At 70.9% G+C, this 24,964-nt stretch carries 2 protein-coding genes; both read left to right on the forward strand.

Going from position 1 to position 24,964, the window contains the following annotated elements; translation table 11 throughout:
• The first annotated feature begins 121 nt into the window (after positions 1-121).
• Entirely contained in the window at positions 122-7,645 is a 7,524-nt protein-coding gene (locus ACFULV_RS14360) for an amino acid adenylation domain-containing protein (RefSeq protein ID WP_378656558.1), read from the forward strand.
• Between the two features lie 71 nt (positions 7,646-7,716).
• On the forward strand, positions 7,717-24,708 hold the full coding sequence (locus tag ACFULV_RS14365) for an amino acid adenylation domain-containing protein (RefSeq protein ID WP_378656560.1): 16,992 nt from the start codon (positions 7,717-7,719) through the stop codon (positions 24,706-24,708).
• The last annotated feature ends 256 nt before the right edge of the window (positions 24,709-24,964 follow it).

Consider the following 24,964-nt stretch of genomic DNA (forward strand, 5'->3'; position numbering starts at 1 on the left):
ATTCCGTTGCGATAGAGTTGGTGTGTCGTGGCGCACACCTCGGCGACGGTCGGCAGCGGCTATGTAGGTGTGGCTATGCTGTGTCCGACTCGGCCGCCGGACGCGAGAGGTGTATTGGTCTGTGGAAACCCCCCGCCGCACGGGCCGTGCCGGTCGCCGACGTGCTACCGGCGCACCGTTGTTCGGTCAGCTACTCACGGCCGCCGTTGAATCCGCGGCCGATTCGATCGCGCTGCGTTACAACCCCACCGGGATGCCCGGCGCGGAACAGCACCTCACATATCGTGAGCTGGACGAGCGATCCTCGCGCCTGGCGCGCGAACTCATCGACCGGGGGATGGGCGCGGGCGATGTCGTCGCCATCGCGATCGCCCGCTCGATCGAGTCCGTGCTCGCGGTGTGGGCCATCGCCAAGACCGGTGCCGCGTACGTGCCGGTCGACCCGGCCTACCCGGCCGATCGGATCGCCCACATCGTCGCCGACTCCGGCGCGACCATCGGCCTGACCACCGCGGCCCATCGCGCCTGCCTCGGCACCACCGCGTACTGGATCGAACTCGACGACCCGGTGGTCGCCGAGCGCATCGCCGTGCGGCCGGGCCACGCGGTGAGTTACGCCGACCGGGTCCGCCCGATCGACGAAGGCCACCCGGCCTACGTCATCTACACCTCCGGCTCCACCGGTAAGCCGAAGGGCGTCGTGGTGACGCACACGGGGCTCGCCACCCTGGTCGCCGCCGAGCGCGAACACTTCGGCGTACAACCCGATTCGCGGGTGCTGCATGTTTGCTCGCCGAACTTCGACGTGTCGGTACTCGAGTTGCTGCTCGCCTTCAGCACCGGTGCGACCCTGGTGGTTTCGCCGCCGCGGGTGTTCGGCGGTTTCGAACTGTCGGATCTGCTGCGCCGCGAACGCATCACCCACCTGCTGATCACCCCCGGCGCGCTCGAGTCCGTCGACCCGGCCGGGCTGCCTGACCTGTCGACCGTGATCGTCGCGGGCGACCGGTTCGGCCCGGAACTGGTCGGCCGCTGGGCAACCGGTGGGCGCGCGTTCTACAACGGGTACGGCCCCACCGAGGCGACCATCCTCGCCACCAGCACCTCGCCACTGCGGGCGCACGCGCCGATCACCATCGGCCACGCGGTGCCCGGCATGGGCTTGTACGTGCTCGACGCGCGGCTGCGGCCGGTGCCCGCCGGAGTCGTCGGCGAGCTGTACCTCTCCGGCCCCGCGCTCGCGCAGGGGTATCTGGGCAGGCCGGGGCTCACCGCGGAACGCTTCGTCGCCTCGCCGTTCGGGCCGGGCAGGCTGTACCGCACCGGTGATCTGGTGCGCCGGTTCGAACACGACGGCACGCTGGAATATTTGGGCCGCACCGACTTCCAGGTGAAGGTGCGCGGCTTCCGGATCGAACTCGGCGAGATCGACAACGCGCTCACCGCGCACCCCGACCTCGACTACGCCGTGACGCTGGGTAAGACGATGCCCTCGGGCGCGACCGCGCTGGTCGCCTACGTGCTGCCGCGCGTGGGCTGCACCGTCGACACCGGGGCGCTGGCGGAATTCCTCGCGGAATCGTTGCCCGCGTACATGATTCCGTCGGTCATCATGGTCCTCGACGAGCTGCCGCTGACCTCGGTCGGCAAGCTCGACCGCGCCGCGCTGCCGACGCCGGTGTTCACCGCGCGCGGCTTCCGCGCGCCCGCCACCCCGGCCGAACAGGTGGTGGCCGACGTGTTCGCCGCGCTGTTGCTGCGAGACGGCGCGGGCCGGGTCGGCGCCGACGACGACTTCTTCGAACTGGGTGGCGACTCGCTGCTCGCCGCGCAGGCGGTGGCCCGCATCGGCGCCGCGCTGGACGTGCGGGTGCCGGTGCAGGCGGTGTTCGAGGCCCCGACCGTCGCCGCCCTCGCCAATCGAGCCGAGCAGCACCGTGTTACGGCACACGCGCTCCCGCTCACGCCGCGTCCGCGCCCCGAGCGGGTCCCGCTGTCCTACGCCCAGCAGCGGATGTGGTTCCTCAACCGCTTCGACCCCGCGTCGGCCGTGGACAACATCCCGGTCGCGGTCCGCCTTTCCGGCCGCCTCGACCTGCCCGCCCTGCGCGCCGCCATCGCCGACCTGATCGCGCGCCACGAAGTTCTGCGCACGGTCTACCCGGTGTCCGACGGTATCGGCGCCGAGGGCCACGGCGCGGTCCTCGACGGCGAAGGTCACCAGCTGGTGCTGGCGGCGGGCGACCCTGCCGCGGTGCCCGAGTTCGAGATCGTCGAGGTGGCGGAGGAAGACCTGACCGAGGCGATCGGCGCTGCCGCGCTGACCGGCTTCGACGTCACCGCCGGGCCGCCGGTGCGGGTGCGGGTGCTCGCGATCTCGGACAACGAGCACGTCGTCGTCTGCGTGGTGCACCACATCGCCGCCGACGGCTTCTCGTTCGCGCCGCTGACCAGGGATCTGCTCACCGCCTACGCCGAACGGCGCGGTGGCGGCGCGCCGCAATGGCCGCCGCTGCCGGTGCAGTACGTCGACTACACGCTGTGGCAGCGCGAACTGCTCGGCGCCGAGCACGACCCGGATTCGCTGCTCGCCGCGCAACTGGCCTTCTGGCGAAAGACACTGTCCGGCTTGCCCGAACAGCTCGAACTGCCCACCGACCGGCCGCGTCCCGCCGTGTCGAGCCGGGCGGGCGGGTCGCTGAGCGTCCAGGTCCCCGCCTCGGTGCACGCCGGTCTGTCCGCGCTGGCCCGCGAGCACAACGCCACGCTGTTCATGGTGGTGCACACCGCGCTGGCCATGCTGCTGGCCCGGCTCTCCGGCACCCGCGACATCGCGATCGGCACCCCGGTGGCCGGTCGTGGCGAGCAGGCGCTCGACGAGCTGATCGGCATGTTCGTCAACACCCTGGTCCTGCGCACCGAGGTGAATCCGGCGACGGACTTCGGCGGGCTGCTCGCCGAGGTCAGAGCACGCGATCTGGCCGCCTTCGGGCATGCCGACGTGCCGTTCGAGCGGCTCGTCGAACTGCTGGAGCCGGTGCGTTCGACCGCGCGGCACCCGCTGTTCCAGGTGATGCTGACCTTCCAGAACCTGGCCCGCACCGACCTCGCGCTGCCCGGCCTCGCCGTTTCCGCCGCCGACTTCACGGTGCCACTGGCGAAGTTCGATCTGCAGGTGGAGCTCGCCGAACACATCGGCGTCGACGGCGCGCCGCAGGGCATGGCGGCCACCTTCGTCTATGCCACCGACCTCTTCGACCGCGCCACGGTCGCCGACTTCGCCGACCGCTGGACGCGGGTGCTCGCCGCGGTGGTGGCCGACCCGGCCAAGCCGGTCGGCGATATCGACGTGCTCGCCCCAGGTGAGCGTGAACTCGTCCTGCGCGAAGGCTATTCGCCCGGCATCACGGTTCCCGAGGTCACTCTCACCGACCTGATCACCGCCCAGGCGCAACAGCGTCCCGAGGCGATCGCGATCAGGGCGGGGGAGCGGTCCCTCACCTTCGACGGCCTCCTCGGTAGGGCATCGGCGCTGGCGCGCGCGCTCATCGTGCAGGGCGCGGGCCCGGAAACCCTGGTGGCCGTGGCCGTTCCGCGCACCGAGGAGCTGCCGGTCGCGCTGCTCGCGGTGCTGCTGTCGGGTGCGGGTTACCTGCCGATCGACTCCGGATACCCCGCGCAGCGGCTGTCCTACATCGTCGGCGACGCGAAACCCGCTGTCCTGCTGACCACCTCGGCCGAGCGCGAACTGCTGACGGCGCTCGCGGATCTGCCCGTCGTGTTGCTCGACGAGCCGCCCGTCTACAGCGACGCTCCCCTGCATCCCGATGAACGCCGTGCCCCGCTGCGCCCGGATCATCTCGCGTACGTCATCTACACCTCGGGTTCCACCGGCCTGCCCAAGGGCGTCGGTGTCACCCACCGCAATGTGCTCGAGCTGTTCGCCAACACCCAGCTGCTGTTCGCCTTCGACGAGGACGACGTGTGGACGGTGTTCCACTCCTTCGCCTTCGACTTCTCCGTGTGGGAACTGTGGTGCGCGCTGGCAGGCGGCTCGTCGGTGGTCGTCGTCGACCACCTGACCTCCCGGTCGCCGATCGAATTCCGCGAACTGCTGGCCCGTGAACACGTGACGGTGCTGAGCCAGACGCCCACCGCCTTCGCCCAGCTCGACGAAGCCGACCGGGCCGCGCAGGCCGCGGGCGCCATCGCGCTGCCGCTGCGGTACGTGGTCTTCGGTGGTGAGGCGTTGGACCCCCGCAAGCTCAGCCGCTGGTACGACCGCTACGGAAACGGGCCGGGCGCACCGGAACTCGTCAACATGTACGGCATCACCGAGACCACCGTCCATGTCTCGCACCAGGTCCTGACCGCGCGGACCGCGGACATCGTTGCCGACCGGGCGCCGGCCGACGCCGACCACATCGGCGGATCCGCCGTCGACCTGCCCGGCAGCCTCATCGGCCGTGCGCTGCCCGGACTGTCGGTGGTCGTCCTCGACGACCGTCTGCGCCCGGTGCCGTTCGGTGTGGCGGGCGAGCTCTACATCGCGGGCCACCAGCTCTCGCGCGGCTACCTCGGCAAGCCGGGTCTCACCGCCACCCGCTTCGTCGCCGACCCGTTCGGTGAACCGGGCGCCCGGCGCTACCGCTCCGGTGACCTCGGCCGCTGGATCGGGTTCCGTGGCACCCCCACCCTCGAATACGGCGGCCGCGGCGACCAGCAGGTGCAGTTGCGTGGTTTCCGTATCGAACCGGGCGAGATCGAGGCAGCCCTGCTGCGGGTGCCCGGTGTCGGGCAGTCCGCGGTCATCGTGCGCGCCGACGAGCACGCCGGAGACCGGCTGATCGCCTACGTCGTCCCGGCGACAGATGTCCTCGATCCGAACGACGCGCCCACGACCGTACTTCCGAAGCCGCCGGTGGGCGCGCGCTTCGGACGTGGCGACACCGGCGCGGGGTCCGACGACTACGCCGAGCCCGCCGATCCCCGCGTGGTCGCGGGTCTCGACCCGGTGGAAGTGCGGGCCGCCGTAGCCGACTTCCTCACCGGATACATGGTGCCCGACGCTGTCGTGGTGGTCGCGGAACTGCCGATGACCACCAACGGCAAACTCGACCGGGCGGCACTGCCCGCGCCGGAGTTCACCGCCGCCACTACCTTCCGCGCGCCGACCACGCCCATCGAGCTCAGCGTCGCCGAGGTATTCGCGACCCTGCTCGGCGTGCCCGAGATCGGCCTGGACGACAACTTCTTCGACCGCGGTGGCAACTCGCTGCTGGCCACCAGGGCCATCGCCCGCATCGACCAGGCACTGAGCACCGACCTGGTGGTCCGTGACCTGTTCGAGGCGCCGACCGTCGGCTCGCTCGCGGCCCGCGTGCGTCCCGGTTCGGTGGCCGCGCCACGACCACCGCTGATTCCGGCGCAGGACCGTGGCGTCGTTCCGCTCTCGCCCGCGCAGCAGCGGATGTGGTTGCTCAACCGCATCGACCCCGACTCTCCGGCGTACAACATCCCGCTGGTCCTGCGGTTGCGCGGGGCGCTCGACACCTCCGCGCTGCGCTACGCCGTCGCCGATGTGCTCGAACGGCACGAGGCGTTGCGCACCCGGTTCCCGGCCGATGACGCCGACGCTGTTCCGTATCAGGAGATCCTGCCCGTCAGCGCGGTTCTGCCGACTGGCCTCGCGCTGGAGGAATGCGACGATCCCCGTGACCGGGTGATGCGTTTGCTCGCGAGCGGTTTCGATGTCGCCGAGCGAGTTCCCCTGCGCGCCGGGCTGTTCACCTCGCCCGCCGACGACCCGCTCGCGGAGGAAGAGTACGTGCTCGCCGTGGTGGTGCAGCACATCATCGCCGACGGTGCCTCGCTGGCGCCGCTGGCCCGTGACCTCGTGATCGCCTATCGGGCCCGTGTCGAGGGACGCTCACCCGCCTGGTCGCCACTGCCCGTGCAGTACGCCGACTACGCGCTGTGGCAGCGCGAGGTGCTCGGCTCGGAATCCGACGAGAATTCCACCGCCGCGCGGCAGCTGGAGTTCTGGCGGCGCACACTGTCGGGGCAGGCGGGCACGGTCGAGCTGCCGCACGACCATCCGCGCCCCTCGCACGCCTCGCTGCGCGGCGCCGATGTGAGCACCACCCTGACCGCCGACGTTCATGTCCGCCTCGCCGAGATCGCCCGCAGGCACAACGCGTCGCTGTTCATGGTCGTGCACGCGGCACTGGCCGTGCTGCTCGCCCGGATCTCCGGCAGCACCGATATCGCGATCGGCACCCCGATCGCCGGCCGGGGTGAACCCGAGCTCGACGACCTGGTCGGTATGTTCGTCAACACCCTCACCCTGCGCACCGAGGTCGACCCGAGCCGCGGCTTCGACGAATTGGTCAGCACCGCACGCGAAGTCGGCCTCGCCGCCTTCGCCAACGCCGACCTGCCGTTCGAGCGCGTGGTCGAGGAGGTGGCCCCGACCGGCACCGTGTCGCACAACCCGCTGTTCCAGGTGGTGCTCTCCTTCCACAACAACGAGACCCCCGTGCTGCGCCTGCCCGGCCTCACCATCGAGGCGATGGACCTCGCGGCCCGGCCCGCCAAGTTCGACCTGCAGGTCAACATCGAACCGCGCCTGTCGGCGACCGGCGAACCCGATGAGATCGGCGTCGTCTTCACCTACGCCACTGACCTTTTCGACGAACGCACCGTCGCCGCCTTCGCGCGCGGGCTCACCGAGATCGTCACCGCGGTCGCCGCCGATCCCACAGTGCGTGTCGGCGATATCGACCTGCGTGACGCCGGCGAACGCGAACGCGAACTGACGGCCGCGGCCTATGCTCCCGTGCCGTCGGCCAACGGTGCCGCGCTGGCGCAGGAACTGGCCTCGGCCGTGGAGGAAGACCCGGACGCGCCTGCGCTCGAGCTGGGCGAAGCGGCGATCGCCTACGCCGAATTCGATGCCCGCTCATCCCAATTGGCGCGTTCGCTGATCGCCCGCGGCGCCGGTCCTGGTACGGGAGTCGCGGTGCGGCTCGACCGCGGGGTGGACGCGGCGATCGCGACCTGGGCGGTGCTCAAGGCAGGTGCGGCGGTGGTGCCGCTGATGACGATGGACGCCCGCCCGCCGGGCAGCAACCTCGAGGTGAAACTCGGCCTGACCATCGACATCCTCGACGCCCCCGACGGGCTGGACTGGTACGACCTGGCCGACCCCGCGCTGCGCGCCGAACTGGCCGCGGAATCACCTCGCCCGATCGGCTACGCGCACCGCACCCGCGCCCTGCGCGGCGACGACGTGGCCTTCGTCGGCGGCGGTCGCACGCTGAGCTACGACGAGCTGGCGACCGCGGCCGAGCAGGTGGCCGAGCGCACCGGGCTCAACTTCGAATCACGCACGCGAGCGGCGGGCCGACCTGATTCGGTGGCGGGCGTGCTCGAGATCGTCGCGGCCGCGATCGCGGGCGCGACGCTGGTGATGGGGGCAGACCAGGGGGGTGCGGACGAGGTGAGCCATGTGTTCACCGAGTCCGCGGTGGCCGTTGCCGAACCCGGCGACGGGACAGGTGCGAGGATTGTCGCGCTCAGTGAGATGATCGGCAACACCGGGCAGCCGCACGAGCGGCGCGCGGTGGTCGGGATGGATGGATAGGTGGAACGAACACTGGCTGGTCCGCGCGCGGTGCGGATGAGTGGCAGTGCGCGTCTGTATCGGTACGAGGTGTGCATGACCGGGCAACGGCAAGTCGACTCCGTCGATCGGACGGAACTGTCGTGACCCGGGCGAACCGGGCGTCCGGCGCCCGCGCCCGGCAGCGCGGGAAGTCGCTGCCGCAACTGCTGTCCGTGGCGGTGGAATCCAACCCCGGTGGGCTCGCGCTGTCGTGGGACGACGGCGTGTCCGCGCCGGTGCGCTGGACCTACGCCGAGCTCGACGAACGGTCCAACCGGCTGGCCCGGCTGCTGATCGCCCGGGGTGTCGGCCCCGAGGACGTGGTGGCCGTCGGCATTCCGCGTTCACCGGAATCGGTGCTGGCGATGTGGGCGGTGACCAAGACGGGCGCGGCGTTCCTGCCCGTCGACCCGAACTATCCACCTGCTCGGGTGAGTCACATGCTGGGCGATTCCGGTGCGGTGCTCGGGGTCGCGGTCGGCGCGGCGATGGACCGGCTGCCCGGTGCGCTCGAGTGGTTGTGCCTCGATGACCAGGCCGTCCGGCGCGCTACCGACGACCAGCCGGGTGATCCGGTGACCTTCGCTGACCGGGTCCGTCCGCTGCGGCTCCAGCACCCCGCCTACATCGTGTATACCTCCGGTTCCACGGGTCTGCCCAAGGGCGTGGTGGTGACGCACGCCGGGCTGGCCGGGTACTGCGCCGAACAGCGCGCGCACTACGCGATCGAGCCGACCTCGCGCACGCTGCACTTCGCGTCGCCCTCGTTCGACGCGGCCGTGCTCGAACTGCTGATGGCGGTGGGCGCCGGAGCCGCCATGGTGCTCGTGCCCGCGGGCATTCTCGGCGGCGCCGAGCTGGCCGACGTGCTGCGTCGCGAAGCCGTCACGCACATGTTCATCACCACCGCCGCGCTGGCATCGCTGGACCCCGCCGGGCTCGACGCGCTGGCCGTGGTCACCACCGGTGGCGAGGCGTGTCCGCCGGACCTGATCCGGCGCTGGGCCACCGATACCCGCCGGTTCCACGACTGTTACGGGCCGACCGAGACCACCATCGTGACCAATATCAGCGCGCCGCTGGTGGTCGGCGACACGATGAACTTCGGGGCGCCGCTGCGTGGGGTGACCGAGTACGTGCTCGACGAGCGCCTGGTCCGGGTGCCCGACGGGATGATCGGCGAGCTCTACATCGCCGGTCACGGGTTGGCGCGTGGCTATCACCGTCAGCCGGGTCTCACGGCGTCGCGCTTCGTCGCCGATCCCTTCGCCGGGGCCGAGGATCGGATGTACCGCACCGGCGACCTGGTGCGCCGCCGGGTGGACGGTGCGATCGAGTTCGTGGGACGCAACGACTTCCAGGTGAAGGTGCGTGGGTTCCGGATCGAACTGGGTGAGATCGACACTGTGCTCACCGCGCACGACACCGTCGACTTCGCGGTGACCGTGGGTCATGAACTCGACAACGGCACCACGATTCTCGCCGCGTACGTCCACGCCGCGCCCGGCGCGCGCATCGAGACCGAGCAGCTGTTCGAGCACGCCAAGGCCGGGCTGCCCGCGCACATGGTGCCGACCGCGCTGACCGTGCTCGACACCATTCCCCTGACTCCGGTCGGCAAACTCGATCGCACCGCCCTGCCCGCGCCCACCCTGCGTGCCGAGGAGTTCCGGGCGCCGTCGGGTGCGATGGAAGAGCTGGTGGCGAATGTCTTCACCGAATTGCTCGCACCCGAGAACCCGGTGGGCGCCGATGACGACTTCTTCGCCCTCGGCGGCAATTCGCTGCTCGCCACGCGAGCAGCCGCGCGCCTCGGCGCGGAGCTCTCGGCTCGGGTGCCCGCCGGTCACGTCTTCGACAGTCCTACTGTCGCCGGTCTCGCCGCGCTGCTCGAACCGCTGAAGGGTGCGGGCGGCCACGCGCCCCTGGCACCGCGCGAACGCCCCGAGCTGATCCCGCTCTCGCCCGCGCAACAGCGGATGTGGTTCCTCAACCAGTTCGATCCGGGTTCGACCGCCGAGACGATCCCGTTCGCGCTGCGCCTGTCGGGACCGTTCGACGCGCGCGCCCTGCACGCGGCGCTGTCGGACCTGGTCGCCCGGCACGAATCCCTGCGCACCCTGTACCCGGTCCACACCGCCGAGGGGTACGAGGGAGGTGCCGACGGTGCGGTGGTGGACGGCGTGGGCCACCAGGTGGTGTTGCCGATGGCAGAAGCCGTACCCGATGTGCTGGTCGACTCGCTCACCGAGGACGAATTGCCGCTGTGGCTGGGCGAATTCGCCGCCACCGGATTCGATGTTGCCGCCGGTGTGCCGTTCCGGGTGGCGCTGGCCGAACTCGGGCCGCACGATCACGTGCTCGCCGTGGCCTTGCACCACATCACCGCCGACGGCGCCTCGGTCGCACCGCTGCTGCGTGACCTGCTCGGCGCCTACCTCGCCCGCCGCAACCGATCGCGACCCCGATGGCAGCCGCTGCCGGTGCAGTACGTCGATTACACACTGTGGCACCGCGAGCTCCTCGGCGCCGAGGACGACCCGGATTCGGTTGCCGCCGCCCAGATCTCGCACTGGCGCACGGCGCTGGCGGGACTGCCCGACCGACTCGACCTGCCGACCGATCGCCCACGCCCGCCCGTCTTCACCGGTCGCGGCGCCGAATTCGGGTTCCAGATCCCGGCGTCGGTGCACACGGCACTCGCCGCGCTCGCCCAGCGCAGCGGTGCCTCCGAATTCATGGTCGTTCACGCGGCCTTCGCGGTGCTGCTGGGCCGGCTCGCGCACACCGACGACATCGCCATCGGTACCCCGGTGGCCGGTCGCGGCGCCAGGGAACTCGACGACCTGATCGGCATGTTCGTCAACACGCTCGTCCTGCGCACGCACCTCGACCCGCGCGCGAGCTTCGCGGAGCTGCTGCGCGCGACCAAGCGCGCCGACCTCGCCGCTTTCGCCCATGCCGACCTGCCGTTCGAGCGCCTGGTAGAACTGCTCGATCCAGTTCGCTCGCAAGCCCATCACCCGCTGTTCCAGGTTGCCCTGTTCTTCCAGAATCTGGACCTGCCGAACCTGCGCCTGCCCGGCCTCGACGCCACTCCCGTCGAATTCGGCGGTGCGGTAGCGCGTTTCGACCTACAGCTCACGATCGTGCCGGGTGCGGATCCGACCGAGCCGATGGCCGCGTCGTTCAACTACGCCACCGATCTGTTCGATGCGGCCACCATCGAAATCCTGGCGGCCCGGTTCACCCGCCTGCTCGACGCGGTCGCCACCGACGCCGATCTCGCGATCGCCGAGATCGACCTGCTCACCGAGGTCGAGCGGGAGCAGAGCCTGGTGAGCTGGAACGAAACCCGGCATCCGGTGCCGCCGGAGCCGATGCTCGACGCGTATCGCCGTGCGGTGCAGACGCATCCGGACGCCACCGCGCTGGTCTACGAGGACACCGAGCTGACCTACCGGCAGTTCGACGAGCGCGTGAATGCCCTCGCCCGGCTGCTGATCGACCAGGGCGTCGGTCCCGAAAGCCTGGTCGGCCTGGCCATCCGGCGATCGCCCGACCTGGTGATCGGGATGTACGCGGTGCTCACCGCGGGTGGCGCCTACGTGCCGCTGGATCCCGGCCATCCGGCCGATCGCATCGCCTACATCCTCGACACCGCCCGCCCGGCCTGCGTGCTGAGCACCCGTGCCGACGCCGTCGAAGTCCCGCCCGGCACCTCGCTGCTGTTGCTCGACGAGCTCGATGTCGCCGGCGTACCGGGTGATCCCGTCCTTCCACCGGAGTTGCGCGCACCGCTGCACCCCGACCACCCGGCCTACGTCATCTTCACCTCGGGTTCCACGGGCAAGCCCAAGGGTGTCGCGATCTCGCACGCCGCCATCCACAACCAGCTCGTCTGGATGCTGGCGAAATACCCACTCGCACTGGGCGATGTGTACCTGCAGAAGACCGCGACCACCTTCGACGTGTCGCTGTGGGGCTACTTCATGCCGCTGCGGGTCGGCGCGAAACTGGTGCTGGCCACCCCGGACGGCCACCGCGACCCCGCCTATCTGATCGACCTGATCGGCAAGCACAAGGTCACCGTCACCGACTTCGTCCCGTCGATGCTCACGATGTTCGCCACCCAGGCGGCAGCTGTCGGTACGGACTCCGCGTCCGAAGGCAATGCCGACCTGGAGTCGCTGCGCGAGATCTTCGTCATCGGTGAGGCGCTGCCCGCGGAGACCGTCGACGCCATGGCCGCGGTCAGCTCGGCCAGGTTGCACAATCTGTACGGGCCGACCGAAGCCGCTGTTTCGGTGACGTACTGGCCGGCCCGCCCGGGTGAGCGCTCGGTGCCGATCGGTTTGCCGCAGTGGAACTCTCGCGTGTACGTCCTCGACGATCGGTTGCGACCGGTGCCACCCGGTATCGCGGGCGAGCTCTATCTCGCGGGCGATCAGCTCGCCCGCGGTTATGTCGCGCGACCCGGTCTCACCGCGGATCGATTCGTCGCAGACCCCTTCGCCTCGGCATCTTCGGGCGCTCGCATGTACCGCACCGGTGACCTGGTGGTGTGGCGTCGGCCCACGGCGAATGCCCCGCACCGGCTGGACTACCGGGGGCGCATCGACTTCCAGGTGAAATTCCGCGGACAGCGGATCGAACTCGGCGAGATCGAGACCGCGCTGCTGGCGCACGACTCCGTCAGCCAGGCGGTGGCATTGGTCGCGGCGACCGAGCTCGGTGACCAGTTGGTCGCCTACGTGGTGCCCGCGCCCGGCCACGCCGCCGAGCCCGACCGGCTCCAAGCCGCTGTCTCGAAGACCTTGCCGGTCTACATGGTTCCGGCGTCGATCACCGTGCTCGACGAACTGCCGCTCAACCCCAGCGGCAAGCTCGACCGCAAGGCGCTGCCCGCGCCGAGCTTCACCGCGCGGGCGTTCCGCGCGCCGAGCACCACGCAGGAGCGGCTCGTCGCCGATCTGTTCGGGGAAGTGCTCGGCCGCGCCGACATCGGCGCCGACGACGACTTCTTCGCACTCGGTGGCAACTCGCTGATCGCCACCCGGCTGGTCGCCCGCCTCGGCGCCGCCACCGGTGGCCGCATCGCGGTGCGCACCCTCTTCGAAACCCCGACCGTCGCCGGGCTCGCGGCGGTGCTCGACCCCGGCGCGGCGGCGGAGCCGACCAGTGGCCTCGGCACCCTGCCCCGCCCCGCCGAGCTGCCGCTGTCGCCCGCCCAGCGCCGGATGTGGTTCCTCAACCGCTTCGACCAGGGCGTCGACGACGGGGCCGCCGCCTACAACCTGCCCTTCGCACTACGGCTGACCGGCGCCCTCGACGTCGCGGCGCTCACCACCGCGCTGCGCGACGTACTTGCCCGCCACGAGGTCCTGCGCACGGTCTACCCCGACACCGCCGACGGCCCGATTCAGCTGGTTCTCCCCGCTGACCAGGTCGACCTCGACGTCACTGTGCACCGGATCGGCGCCGGGCAGCCGACGGCAGGTGCGGCCGGATCCCCTGACTCCGCGAGCGCGCTGATCGCCGAGGTGACCGCGCTCGCGTCGACCGCGTTCGATGTGACCACCGAGGTTCCGTTGCGGGTCCGGCTGCTCGACATCACGGGGAGCGAACCCGACGCGCCCACGGAGTACGTGCTGGCTGTGGTGGTGCACCACATCGCCGCCGACGCCTCCTCGATGGCGCCGCTGGTGCGCGATGTGACCACCGCCTACCTCGCACGGGCCGCCGGGCATGCCCCGGAGTGGGCAGCGCTGCCGGTGCAGTACGCCGACTACGCGCTGTGGCAGCTGGATCGGCTGGGTGCCGAGGACGAGACGGATTCGGCGGCTGCCCGGCAGCTCTCGTTCTGGCGCTCCGAACTCGCCGACCTGCCGGATCTGCTCGAACTGCCCGCCGACTACCCGCGTCCCGCCGTCGCCTCCCTCGCGGGTGGACGGGTGCCGGTGCGCATCGACGCCGAGACGCACGCCGCCCTCGCGGCGCTGGCGCGCGACAGCGGCGCCACGGTGTTCATGGTGTTGCACACCGCTTTCGCCGTCCTGCTGGCCCGGCTGTCCGGTGCCGCGGACGTGGCGGTGGGCACTCCCGTCGCCGGACGCGGAGAGCGCGAACTCGACGAGCTGATCGGCATGTTCGTCAACACGGTCGTTCTGCGCACCCGCTACGACGGTGGCGCCACGTTCACCGAGCTGCTCGCCGCCCAGCGCACGAGCGATCTGGCCGCCTTCGCCGCGGCTGATGTTCCGTTCGAGCGACTGGTCGAGGTGCTCGATCCGCCGCGTTCCACCGCACGTCATCCGCTGTTCCAGGTCGGTCTGTCCTTCCAGAACATCGACCGTGCCGCATTGGAACTGCCCGGCCTGCGGATCGCGCCGGTGTCGGCGGAACTCGCTGTGTCGCAATTCGATCTGCATCTGATCGTCGGCGACGGTTACGACGCGAACGGGGCGCCCGCCGGCATCGAGGGTTTCTTCACCTACGCCACCGATCTCTTCGACGCCGCGACGGTGGCGGCCTTCGCCGACCGGCTGATGTTGCTGCTCGACGCGGTGGTGCGCGAGCCCGCCGTGGTGGTCGGTGATGTCGATCTGCGTACCGCCGAGGAACGCGCGACCGAAATCGTCAGTGGTGCCGCCGATCTCGCTGTGCCCGGCGGCACGCTCGCCGATCTGCCGTCGGTCGCCAGGCCCGAAGCTGTCGCACTCGTGGCCGATCTGCCCGAGGGTCGACTCGAACTCACCTACGCCGAGTTCGAATCACGGGTGAACAGGCTCGCGCGGCATCTGATCTCGATCGGGGTCGGCCCGGAGTCGCTGGTCGCGCTCGCGCTGCCACGGTCGATCGATCTCGTCGTCGCCATGTACGCGGTCACCAGGTCGGGCGGCGCCTACGTGCCGATCGACCCCGATCAGCCCGCCGACCGCACCGACTACATCCTGCACACCGCCGCGCCGATCTGCGTGCTCACCAACGGTTTCCGTACCGACGCCGCGCCGGTGGTGCGGGTAGACCACCCGGTGATCGCCTCCGCCGATCCCAGCCCGGTCACCGACGCCGACCGCCGCGCGCCGCTGCGGCCGGACAACACCGCCTACGTCATCTTCACCTCCGGCTCCACCGGCCGCCCCAAGGGCGTGGCGGTGCCACACGCGGCGGTGATCAACCAGTTGCAGTGGCTACGCGGTGAATTCGGCACGGACGCCGCCGATGTGTTCCTGCTGAAGACTCCCGCCACGTTCGACCTGTCCGTCTGGGAATTCTGGTCCGCCGCCGTCTGCGGTGGCCGCTTGGTGATCGCCGCCCCCGACGGGCACCGCGACCCCGCCTACCTGGACGCCCTGATCACCGACGCGGGCGTCACCACCCTGACGGCGGTGCCGTCGCTGCTCGACGCGCTGTCCGGGTACTGGGAGTCGTCCGCGCACGACGAGAACGACGGGCCGAGCCGGGTCGTGTCGTTGACCCGCATCCTCGCGATCGGCGAGTCCCTGCCCGCCGCGCTGGCCCAGCGTCTGCTGAAGACGCTGCCCGACACCAGGATCGACAACCTGTACGGCCCCACCGAGGCCGCCGTGTCGATCACCGACCACCGTGTCGGCCCCGCCGACGTGCTGACCGTGCCGATCGGCGCGCCCGAATGGAACAGCCGTGTCTACGTCCTCGACGAGCGCTTGCGACCCGTAGCCCCCGGCATCAGAGGCGAGCTGTATCTCGGCGGCGTCCAGCTGGCTCGCGGTTACCTGCGCAAAGCGGCCCAGACCGCCGACCGCTTCGTCGCCGATCCTTTCGAGCCCGGTGCTCGCATGTACCGCACCGGTGACCTGGTCGCGCGCACCCCGCTGACCGAGGTACCGGACAGCCTGATCCCAGCCGGTCGCGCCACTGCGGGACGCGGTGCGGGCGGTGGGCTGATCTACCTGGGCCGCAGCGACTTCCAGGTGAAGATCCGCGGATTCCGGGTGGAGCCCGGCGAGGTGGAAGCTGTGCTGCTCGGGCTGCCCGCGGTGACCCAGGCCGCGGTGCTCGCCCGGACCGACGCCCATTTCGGTGATCGACTGGTCGCCTATGTGGTCGGCACGGATATCGATGTCGCACAGCTGAAGTCCGCGCTGGGGGACAAGCTGCCTACCTATCTGGTGCCCGACGCTTTCGTCGTCCTCGGGGAACTGCCGTACACCGTCAACGGCAAGCTGGATCGAAAGGCGTTGCCCGCGCCGGTCTTCGAAGCCGCCACCTTCCGCGCCCCGGCGACCCCGACCGAACAGGTGGTCGCGGAGGTCTACGGCGAGATCCTCGGCGTCGCCTCCGTCGGCGCCGACGACGACTTCTTCGCCCTCGGCGGCAACTCGCTGCTCGCCACCAGGGCGGCGGCCCGGATCGGGACGGCGCTCGATCGCGCGGTCGGCGTCCGATTGCTGTTCGAAGCGCCGACGGTGGCCGATCTCGCCCTGCGCGTGCACCGGTCGGACGAGGCCACCGCACCACGGCTGCTCGCCGGACCGCGCCCGCAGCGGGTGCCGCTGTCGCTGGCACAGCAGCGGATGTGGCTGCTCAACCGGCTCGACCCCGACGCGACCGTCTACAACATCCCGGCCGCGATCCGCCTCACCGGCGCCCTCGACCTGGCAGCCCTCGGCCTTGCCGTCGCCGATCTGTTCGCCCGGCACGAGGTGCTGCGCACCCGCTACCCGGCGCGCGGGGACGCGGCGGTCCAGGAAGTGCTCGCGCCCGACGCGGTGCGCGTCGACCTGACCCCGGTCGAGGTCGCCCCCGATCACCTCACCGACGAGGTGCGCCGGATCGTCGCCACCGGGTTCGACGTCACCGCCGAGCCGCCGGTCCGCGTGCGGCTGCTGCGCCTCGGCGCCGACGATCACGTCCTGGTGTTCGTCGCCCACCACATCAGCGCCGACGGTTTCTCGATGGGGCCGCTGACCCGCGACCTGGTCCTCGCCTACACCGCGCGCACGGCAGGCGCGCCGCCCGCGTGGTCGCCGCTGCCCCTGCAATACGCCGATTACGCGGTGTGGCAACGCGACTCACTCGGCGACGAAGCCGACCCCACCTCCACGGCCGCCGCCCAGCTGGCCTACTGGCACGACGAGCTCGCCGGCCTGCCCGAGGAGATCGCGCTCCCCGCCGACCGTCCGCGCCCGGCGGTGCAGTCCTTCGCGGGCGCCACCAGCACCTTCGAGATCGACGCCGCACTGCACGCCGAGCTCGCCGGACTGGCCCGCGCGCAGGGCGTCACGGTGTTCATGGTCGTGCAGGCCGCGCTCGCGGTGCTGCTCGCCCGGCTCAGCGGCACCGGCGACGTCGCCATCGGGACCCCGATCGCGGGCCGTGGCGCCCGTGAGCTCGACGATCTGGTCGGCATGTTCGTCAACACCCTGGTGCTGCGCAGCCGGATCACCGAGAGCGATCCGTTCACCGCGCTGCTCGCGCAGACTCGCGACACCGACCTGCGCGCCTTCGCCCACGCCGACGTCCCGTTCGAGCGGGTGGTCGATGCGCTCCAACCCGCGCGGTCGGCGGGCAGACACCCGCTGTTCCAGGTGGCGCTGTCGTTCGAGAACCTCGCCCCGGTCGCCTTCGAACTGCCGGGAATCACGGTGGGCGCGCTCGACGCCCGCACCGCCGAGGCCAAGTTCGACCTGTTGCTCACCGTGCGTGAGCAGCAGGACAACGGCGGCATGCACGCCGAATTCGCCTACGCGACAGACCTGTTCGATGCCGAGACCGTGCGGAGTTTCGGTGCGCGCTTCGTCCGTCTGCTCGCCGCCGTGGCCGCCGACCCCGATCTCGCCGTCGGTGATATCGACCTGCTCGACCCCGCCGAATTCCTCGCGAACATCACCTTCGCCGGCCCGGCGGCCGAGCCGGAACGCACCCTCGCCCAGCTGATGGACGAGGCGGTGCGCGCCGATCCGACCGGCATCGCCCTGCGCGGCGACGGGCGCGGATTCACCTACACCGAGCTCGATGCCGCCGCCAACCAGCTGGCCCGCGGTCTGATCGCCCGTGGCGCCGGACCGGAAGTCGCTGTCGCCGTAGCGATTCGGCGCTCGGTTGAATCGGTGCTCGCGGTCTGGGCGATCGCGCGCACCGGCGCGGTGATCGTGCCGATCGACCCCGGCTATCCGGCCGAGCGGATCAGCCACATGGTCACCGACTCGGGCGCGGTCTTCGGCATCACCCTCGCCGCCGAACTCGCCGGGTTGCCCACGCTGCCCGGCGACGGCGGCTGGGTGGCGCTCGACGATCGGGCGTTCACCGCCGAGATCGCCGGCTGTGCCACCGTGGGCTTGCGCGAGATCGAACTGCTCACCCCGCCGAGCACCGGCAACGCCGCGTACATGATCTACACCTCCGGTTCGACCGGACTGCCCAAGGGCGTCGTTGTCACCCATGCCGGGCTCGCCAACTTCTGCGCCGAGCAGAAACAGCGCTACCGCCTCGACTCCGCTACGCGCGCACTGGCCTTCGCCTCCCCGTCGTTCGACGCGTCGGTGCTGGAGCTGCTGCTCGCCATCGGTGGCGCGGGCACCCTGGTGGTCGCGCCGGCCGGATCTGTCGGCGGCACCGAGCTCGCCGAGCTGATCCGCACGGAGGGCGTCACCCACACCTTCCTGACCCCCTCGGTGCTGGCCACCCTCGACCCCGACGGCGTTCCCGGTCTGCGCGTCCTGATCGTCGGTGGCGAGCACGTACCCGCCGACCTGGCCGCTCGCTGGAACACGCTGCCCCAGCGGCACTTCCACAACGGGTACGGTCCCACCGAGACCACCGTCATGACCGCCATCAGCGACCCGCTGCAGCCGGGCGAACCCGTTCACATGGGCGGCCCGATCCGCGGCATCCGCGCCCTGGTCCTCGACGAACGCCTTCGTCCGGTCCCCGAAGGCGTCGCCGGCGAGCTCTATCTCGGCGGCATCCAACTCGCCCGCGGCTACCACCAGCGCCCCGCTCTCACGGCAGCGCGCTTCATCGCCGACCCGTTCGGCCCCGAGGGCGCCCGCCTCTACCGCACCGGCGATCTCGTTCGTCGGCGTGGCGATGTCCTGGAGTTCCAGGGCCGCAACGACTTCCAGGTCAAGATCCGTGGATTGCGCATCGAGCTCGGCGAGATCGACGCCGTGCTGGCCGCCGCACCCGGAGTCTCCTGGGTCGCCACGCTCGGCCGCGACAACGGCGCCGGCTCGACGATGCTGGTGTCCTACGTCCTGGCCGACGAGGGCCGAGCGCTCGATACCGCTGAACTCACCGCGCTCGCCGCGCAGGTGCTGCCCGACTACATGGTGCCCGCCGCGATCATCGTCCTCGACGAGATTCCGCTGACCCCCGTGGGCAAGCTGGATCGGCGCGCGCTGCCGGACCCGCTCGCCGCTCGCGGCGAATACCGCCCGCCCCGTACCGCCGCCGAGAAGACCATCGCCCGGGTCGTCGCCGATGTCCTCGGCCACGACCGGGTCGGTCTCGACGACGACTTCTTCGCTCTCGGCGGCGACAGCATCACCGCCATCCAGGTCGTGTCGCGGGCCTCGGCCGCCGGAGTGGTCCTGCGCCCGCGCGACCTGTTCGACGCGCGCACCGTCGCCGCGCTCGCCGGACGCGCCGACGTCGCCGTCGCACCGAGTGCGCCGTCGGCGACGCTCCCGCTCACCGCTACCGCCGCCCAGCTCACCGAAGCGGGCGAGGCCGCGGTCGAACCCCGCGCGGTACTGCTCGAAGTGCCGGCGGACTGCCCGGACGAGGCCGTCGCGGCCGCCGCGGCCGCGGTGATGAACCAGCACCCGATGCTGTGGGCGCTGCTCGACCGCACCGGCGACACCCCGGTGCTGCGCATCCCGCCGCCCGACGAACGCATCGGCGGCGCCTTCCGCAGGCTCGACAACGAAGACGGTGAGTCCTCGCTGCCCGTCGACGACATCGTGGCCGCGGCCTCGGCAGCGCTCGATCCGGACGAGGGTCGCAATATCCACTTCGTCCTCACCGGCGACGCCGGTAGCTCGGCCACCCTGGTCGTTGTCGCCAATGCCCTCGTCCTGGACGAGAATTCGTGGCGCGCGGTGGTCGACCAGCTGACCACCGCCTGGAGCCGCGGCCGCCACGCCGCACCCGCCGCACCCGATGCCGGACTCGGCGACCTGGTACGCCATCTCGCGGAATACCCGTCCACCGCCGCCGCGCGGGCCGAACGCGCCTACTGGCATCGCGCGATCCGGTCCAGGGCAGGCGAATCCGCCGATCTGCACCTGCGTAACCGGGTCTCGCTGAGCATCACCGGCGAGGGCACCACCGCGGTGCGCACCGTCGCCGACGCCTACCGCGCCACCGTCGACGAGGTGCTGCTCACCGCCGTCGCGCTGGCCCTGCACACGGCCGCCGACACCGCCGCGGCACGGGCGATCGGCACGGTGGTGCGGCTGCGCGCCGACCAGCGCCTGCTCGGCCGGCCCGATGCGGAGAACGTCGTCGGCGGGTTCACCACCGACTACCCGCTCGCGCTGCGCCTGGACGGCATCGACGTCGCCGACGCGCTCGTCGGCGGACCCGCCGCGGGAACGGCCCTGGCCCAGATCAAGGAACTGCGCCGCGCGGTTCCCGCCCACGGCGCCGGTTTCGGCCTGCTCCGCTACCTCGACACCGAGACCGCCGACAGCGTGCGCACACTGGATCGCGGCCGATTCGCCGTCCGTCTGCGCGACCTGCGCCCCGCGCGCGTGCACACCGATGTGGCCGCCGACGACCTCGCCCTGGTTCTCACGGTCGACGCGACCGATGACGGCTTGGTCGCCCGATTCGACTACGCCACCGCCGTACTCACCGCGGACGCGGTCAAGACCTTCGCCGAACACTGGATCCGCGCGCTCGGCGGACTCGCCGAACACGGATTGCAGCCCGGCGCGGGCGGATTCACGCCGTCCGACTTCCCGCTGGTGCGGCTCGGTCAAACCGAGCTGACGCGTCTGGTCCGCCGCTATCCGCTGCTCAGCGACGTGTGGCCGGTGACGCCGCTGCAATCGGGCATGCTGTTCCACGCGCTGCTCGCGGAGAACTCGGTCGACCCCTACATCACTCAGTTCGTTCTCGACCTCGATCTGTCCGTGGACGACGAGAAACTGCACGAGGCGGCACAGGCCGTGCTCGACCGGCACGACAACCTGCGCGTCGCGTTCGCCACCGACGCCGCGGGCACCCCGCTACAGGTGGTGCTCGACGACATCGACGTGCCGTGGCAGGTCATCGACACAGTGCTCGATGGCTCCACTTCCGAGGGCCCTGCGCGCTCCGGTGCCGCCTCCGGGCCCGCCGGTCGGGGCGCGGACGACGCCGCCTACCAGCGCATTCGCGCCGCCGATCTGGCCGCGCACTTCGACATGGCCACCGCGCCGCTGCTGCGGTTCACGCTGGTGCGCACCGCCGAGACCGCGCATCTGCTCGTCACCAGCCACCACATCCTGATCGACGGCTGGTCGACCCCGCTGCTGCTACAGGAACTGCTCACCGCGTATGTGGTCGGCGGTCGGAGCAGGCGCCTGCCCAAGGTCGCGCCCTACCGCGACTACCTGGCCTGGCTCGTCGACCAGGATCTCGAGGCCGCCAGGACGGCATGGCGCACCGCGCTCACCGGCCTGGCCGAGCCCACTCCGCTCGCACCCGTCGATCAGGGCCGCGAGATCGCCACGGGCACAGGGGAAACCGGGTTCGCGCTCTCCCCGGCGGACACCGCCGCGCTGACCGAGCTGGCCGCGAGCCTGGGCGTCACGGTGAACACCGTGGTCCAGGCGGCGTGGGGCCTGCTCATCGCCCGGCTGGTGGATCGCGACGACGTGGTGTTCGGCGCCACCGTCTCGGGCAGGCCGGCCGAGCTCGACGGCGTGGAGCGGATGGTCGGGCTGTTCCTCAACGCGATTCCCGTTCGCGTGCGGTTGCGTCCCGGCGATACCGTCGCCGAGCTGCTGCGCACGCTGCAGGACGAGCAAGCCGCGCTGCTCGATCACCACTATCTGGGACTCGGTGAGATCCAGGAGATCGCGGGCATCGACGCGCTGTTCGACTCGCTCGTCGTCTTCGAGTCGTTCCCGGTCGACCGCGAAGGGCTGGCACAGGCCGCGTCCGGATCGGCCGCCGTCACCGGGATGGACGCCGCCAACGGCACCCACTACCCGCTCACCGTGCAGGTGGTCGCCGACGGGCAGCTCCGGGTCTCGGTGAAGTATCTGCGCGATGTGTTCGGCGAGGACACCGCCAGCGCGCTGGCGCAACGCTTTTCGATGCTGCTGGCGAGGTTCGCCGCGAGCCCGCAGGCCAGGATCGCCGAGATCGATGTGCTGCTCGCGGAGGAACGCGCGACCCTGGCGGCGGTCAATGCCACCGACGCGCCCGAACTGCTCGACGAGGCGACCCTGCTGTCGCTGTTCGACGCGCAGGTCAGGCGCACGCCGCAGGCCACCGCGCTGATCGACGGTGAAACCACCTGTACCTACGCGGAATTCGACGAACGCGTGCGCGAACTCGCCGGTTTCCTCCGTGCGCAAGGCGCCCGGCCGGAGACGCTCGTCGCGGTTGCGATGCGGCGCGGCATCGACCTGGTGACCGCGATCTACGCGGTGCTGCGGACCGGTGCGGCGTACGTGCCGGTCGACCCGGACCACCCGGTTGAACGGACCGAACGGGTGCTGGCTTCGGCCGCGCCGATCTGCGTGCTCGCCACGGCCGGTTTCACCACCGCCTCCGACATTCCCGTCATCGAGCTGGGCACTGTCAGCGGCGAAGCGGCGGAGCTCGAGCTGCCGAAGGCCGACAATCTCGCCTACGTCATCCACACCTCCGGGTCCACCGGCATGCCCAAGGGCGTCATGCTGACGCACCGGCAGCTGGTCAACCAGTTCCGCTGGGCGCAGCGCACCTACCCGCACGGCCCCGGCGACGTGGTCCTGCACAAGACCCCGGTCACCTTCGACATCTCCACCTGGGAGTTGCTGTGGCCGTTGCAGACCGGCGCCACGGTGGTGATCGCCGCCCCCGACGGTCACCGCGACCCGGCCTACCTGGCCGAGGTGATCACCGAACGCGCCGTCACCACCGTGCATTTCGTGCCGTCGATGCTGGATGCCTTCCTCGCCGACCGTGACACGGGTGAATTCCCCTCGCTGCGACGGGTGTTCGCGGCGGGCGAGGCGCTGACGTCCTCGACCGCCCGCCGGTGCGCCCAGGTGCTGCCCGCGGCGACACTGGTCAACTGGTACGGCCCCGCCGAAGCCGCCGTGGTGACCGCGGCGCAGGTAGAAGCTGTTCCCGCCGTGGGTATCTCGATCGGCATACCGGTCGCCAACACGCGCGTCCACGTGCTCGATCGGCAACTGCGACCCGTCCCGCTCGGTACCGCGGGGGAGCTGTACCTGGAAGGGGTGCAGCTGGCCCGCGGCTACCTCGGCGCGCCCACCCTCACGGCCGAACGCTTCGTCGCCCATCCCGGCGGCGGCAGGCTCTACCGCACCGGCGACGTCGTGCGCTGGACCACCGACGAGAGCCTGGAATACCTGGGCCGCAGCGACTTCCAGGTGAAGCTGCGCGGGCAGCGCATCGAGCTCGGTGAGGTCGAGGCGGTCCTGCGCGATCATCACAGTGTCCGGCATGCCGCCGTCGCGCTCGTCCACGGCCCGACGGGAGATCGCCTGGTCGGCTACGTGGTGCCGGTCGAACCGCCGGTCGAGGAAGCTCCCGCGTCGGCTCGACCGGAGGGCTATTCGATCGAAAGCGGCACCACTACCGCCGGTTTCGATCAGGTCGCCTTGCTCACCCATGCCAGGGCGGCGCTCCCGTCGTACATGGTTCCGGCGACCGTGGTGATCCTGAGTTCGCTGCCGCTCAACGCCAGCGGCAAGCTCGACCGCAAGGCCCTGCCCGTCCCCGCCTTCACCACTCGCGCCTACCGCCCGCCGACCACGCCGTTGCAGCGTGCTGTCGCCGAGGTCTACGCGGAGGTGCTCGGCGCGGGCAAGGTCGGTCTCGACGACGACTTCTTCGAACTCGGCGGCAACTCCCTGATCGCCACCAAGGCGATCAGCCGCCTGCGCACCAGGGTGGGCGCCGAGGTGCGGGTGCAGTGGTTCTTCACCGACGCCACTGTCGCCGCACTGGCCGAAAGGATCGACGCCACCCAGTCCGCCGGCGGCGATCGCGACCTCACCTCCGACCTCGAATCCGACGACGCCCTCGGCGTCCTGCTGGCCATCCGCAACCGGGTACCGCACGGCACGGAGGCGGGCGGCGCGCTGTTCTGCATCCACCCGATGTACGGGTTGTCCTGGTGCTACGCCGGGCTGGCGCAGTACATTCCGGCGCGGCGGCCGATCTTCGGGCTCCAGTCGCCCGCGCTGAGCGAGGCGGGCTACCTGCCGGGCACGCTCGCCGAGATGGCGCGCCGCTACGCCGCCGAGATCAGGACCCAGCAGCCGCACGGCCCGTACCGGCTGATGGGCTGGTCGCTGGGTGGTGTGCTCGCCCACGCTGTCGCCACCGAACTCCAGGCGGCGGGGGAGCAGGTGTCGCTGCTGGCGATGCTGGATTCGCATCCCGACATCGATGTCCCCGATTTCCACACGGCGGTCCGCGACGCGCTCGCCGAACTCGGTGTCGACATCAGCGCGGCGCTGCCCGCCGCGGGGGTGCGCGAACTCAGCGAGGACGCACTGGCCGCGCTGCACGCGATCATTCCCGCCAACATGGCCGTACTCACCCCCGAACGGGTGCGCCGGATCTATCGCAGCGCGGTGCGCTCGGCCGAGCTCATCGCCGAACACCGGCCCGCGGTGTTCCGCGGCAGGCTCGAGTACTTCAGCGCGCTCGGACACGAGGCGGCGGCGGCCAATTGGGCCCCGTATGTCGACGGCGCGGTGCGCGATCGGCCGGTCGCGGTGGTGCATGATCAGATGACCTCGCCGCAGGCACTGGCGGAGATCGGTCCGCGATTGGCGGAGCTGCTCGACGCCGGCGACCGCGCGGCCGGGGCGCGGTGACACAAACGCTGGTGCGTGGTGACACAAACGCTGGTGCGTGGCGACATGAACGCTGGGGCGCAATGACATCAGCGGTGCCGGTGAGGCATGATGTGACCGCGCTGCTGTAACGATTACCCCTGTTGTAACCACCGGATAACCCGTAGGGTCTGGCTGGTTGCAACTTCGTGCCCTGTCGGAGCACGGACCGAATCGGAATTCGAGACGAAGCGAAGGTGCGAAATTGATGCGTCGGCACACCCGGCGTCGTGGCTCC

The organism is Nocardia sp. NPDC057272, assembly GCF_042668615.1.
Lineage (GTDB): Bacteria > Actinomycetota > Actinomycetes > Mycobacteriales > Mycobacteriaceae > Nocardia.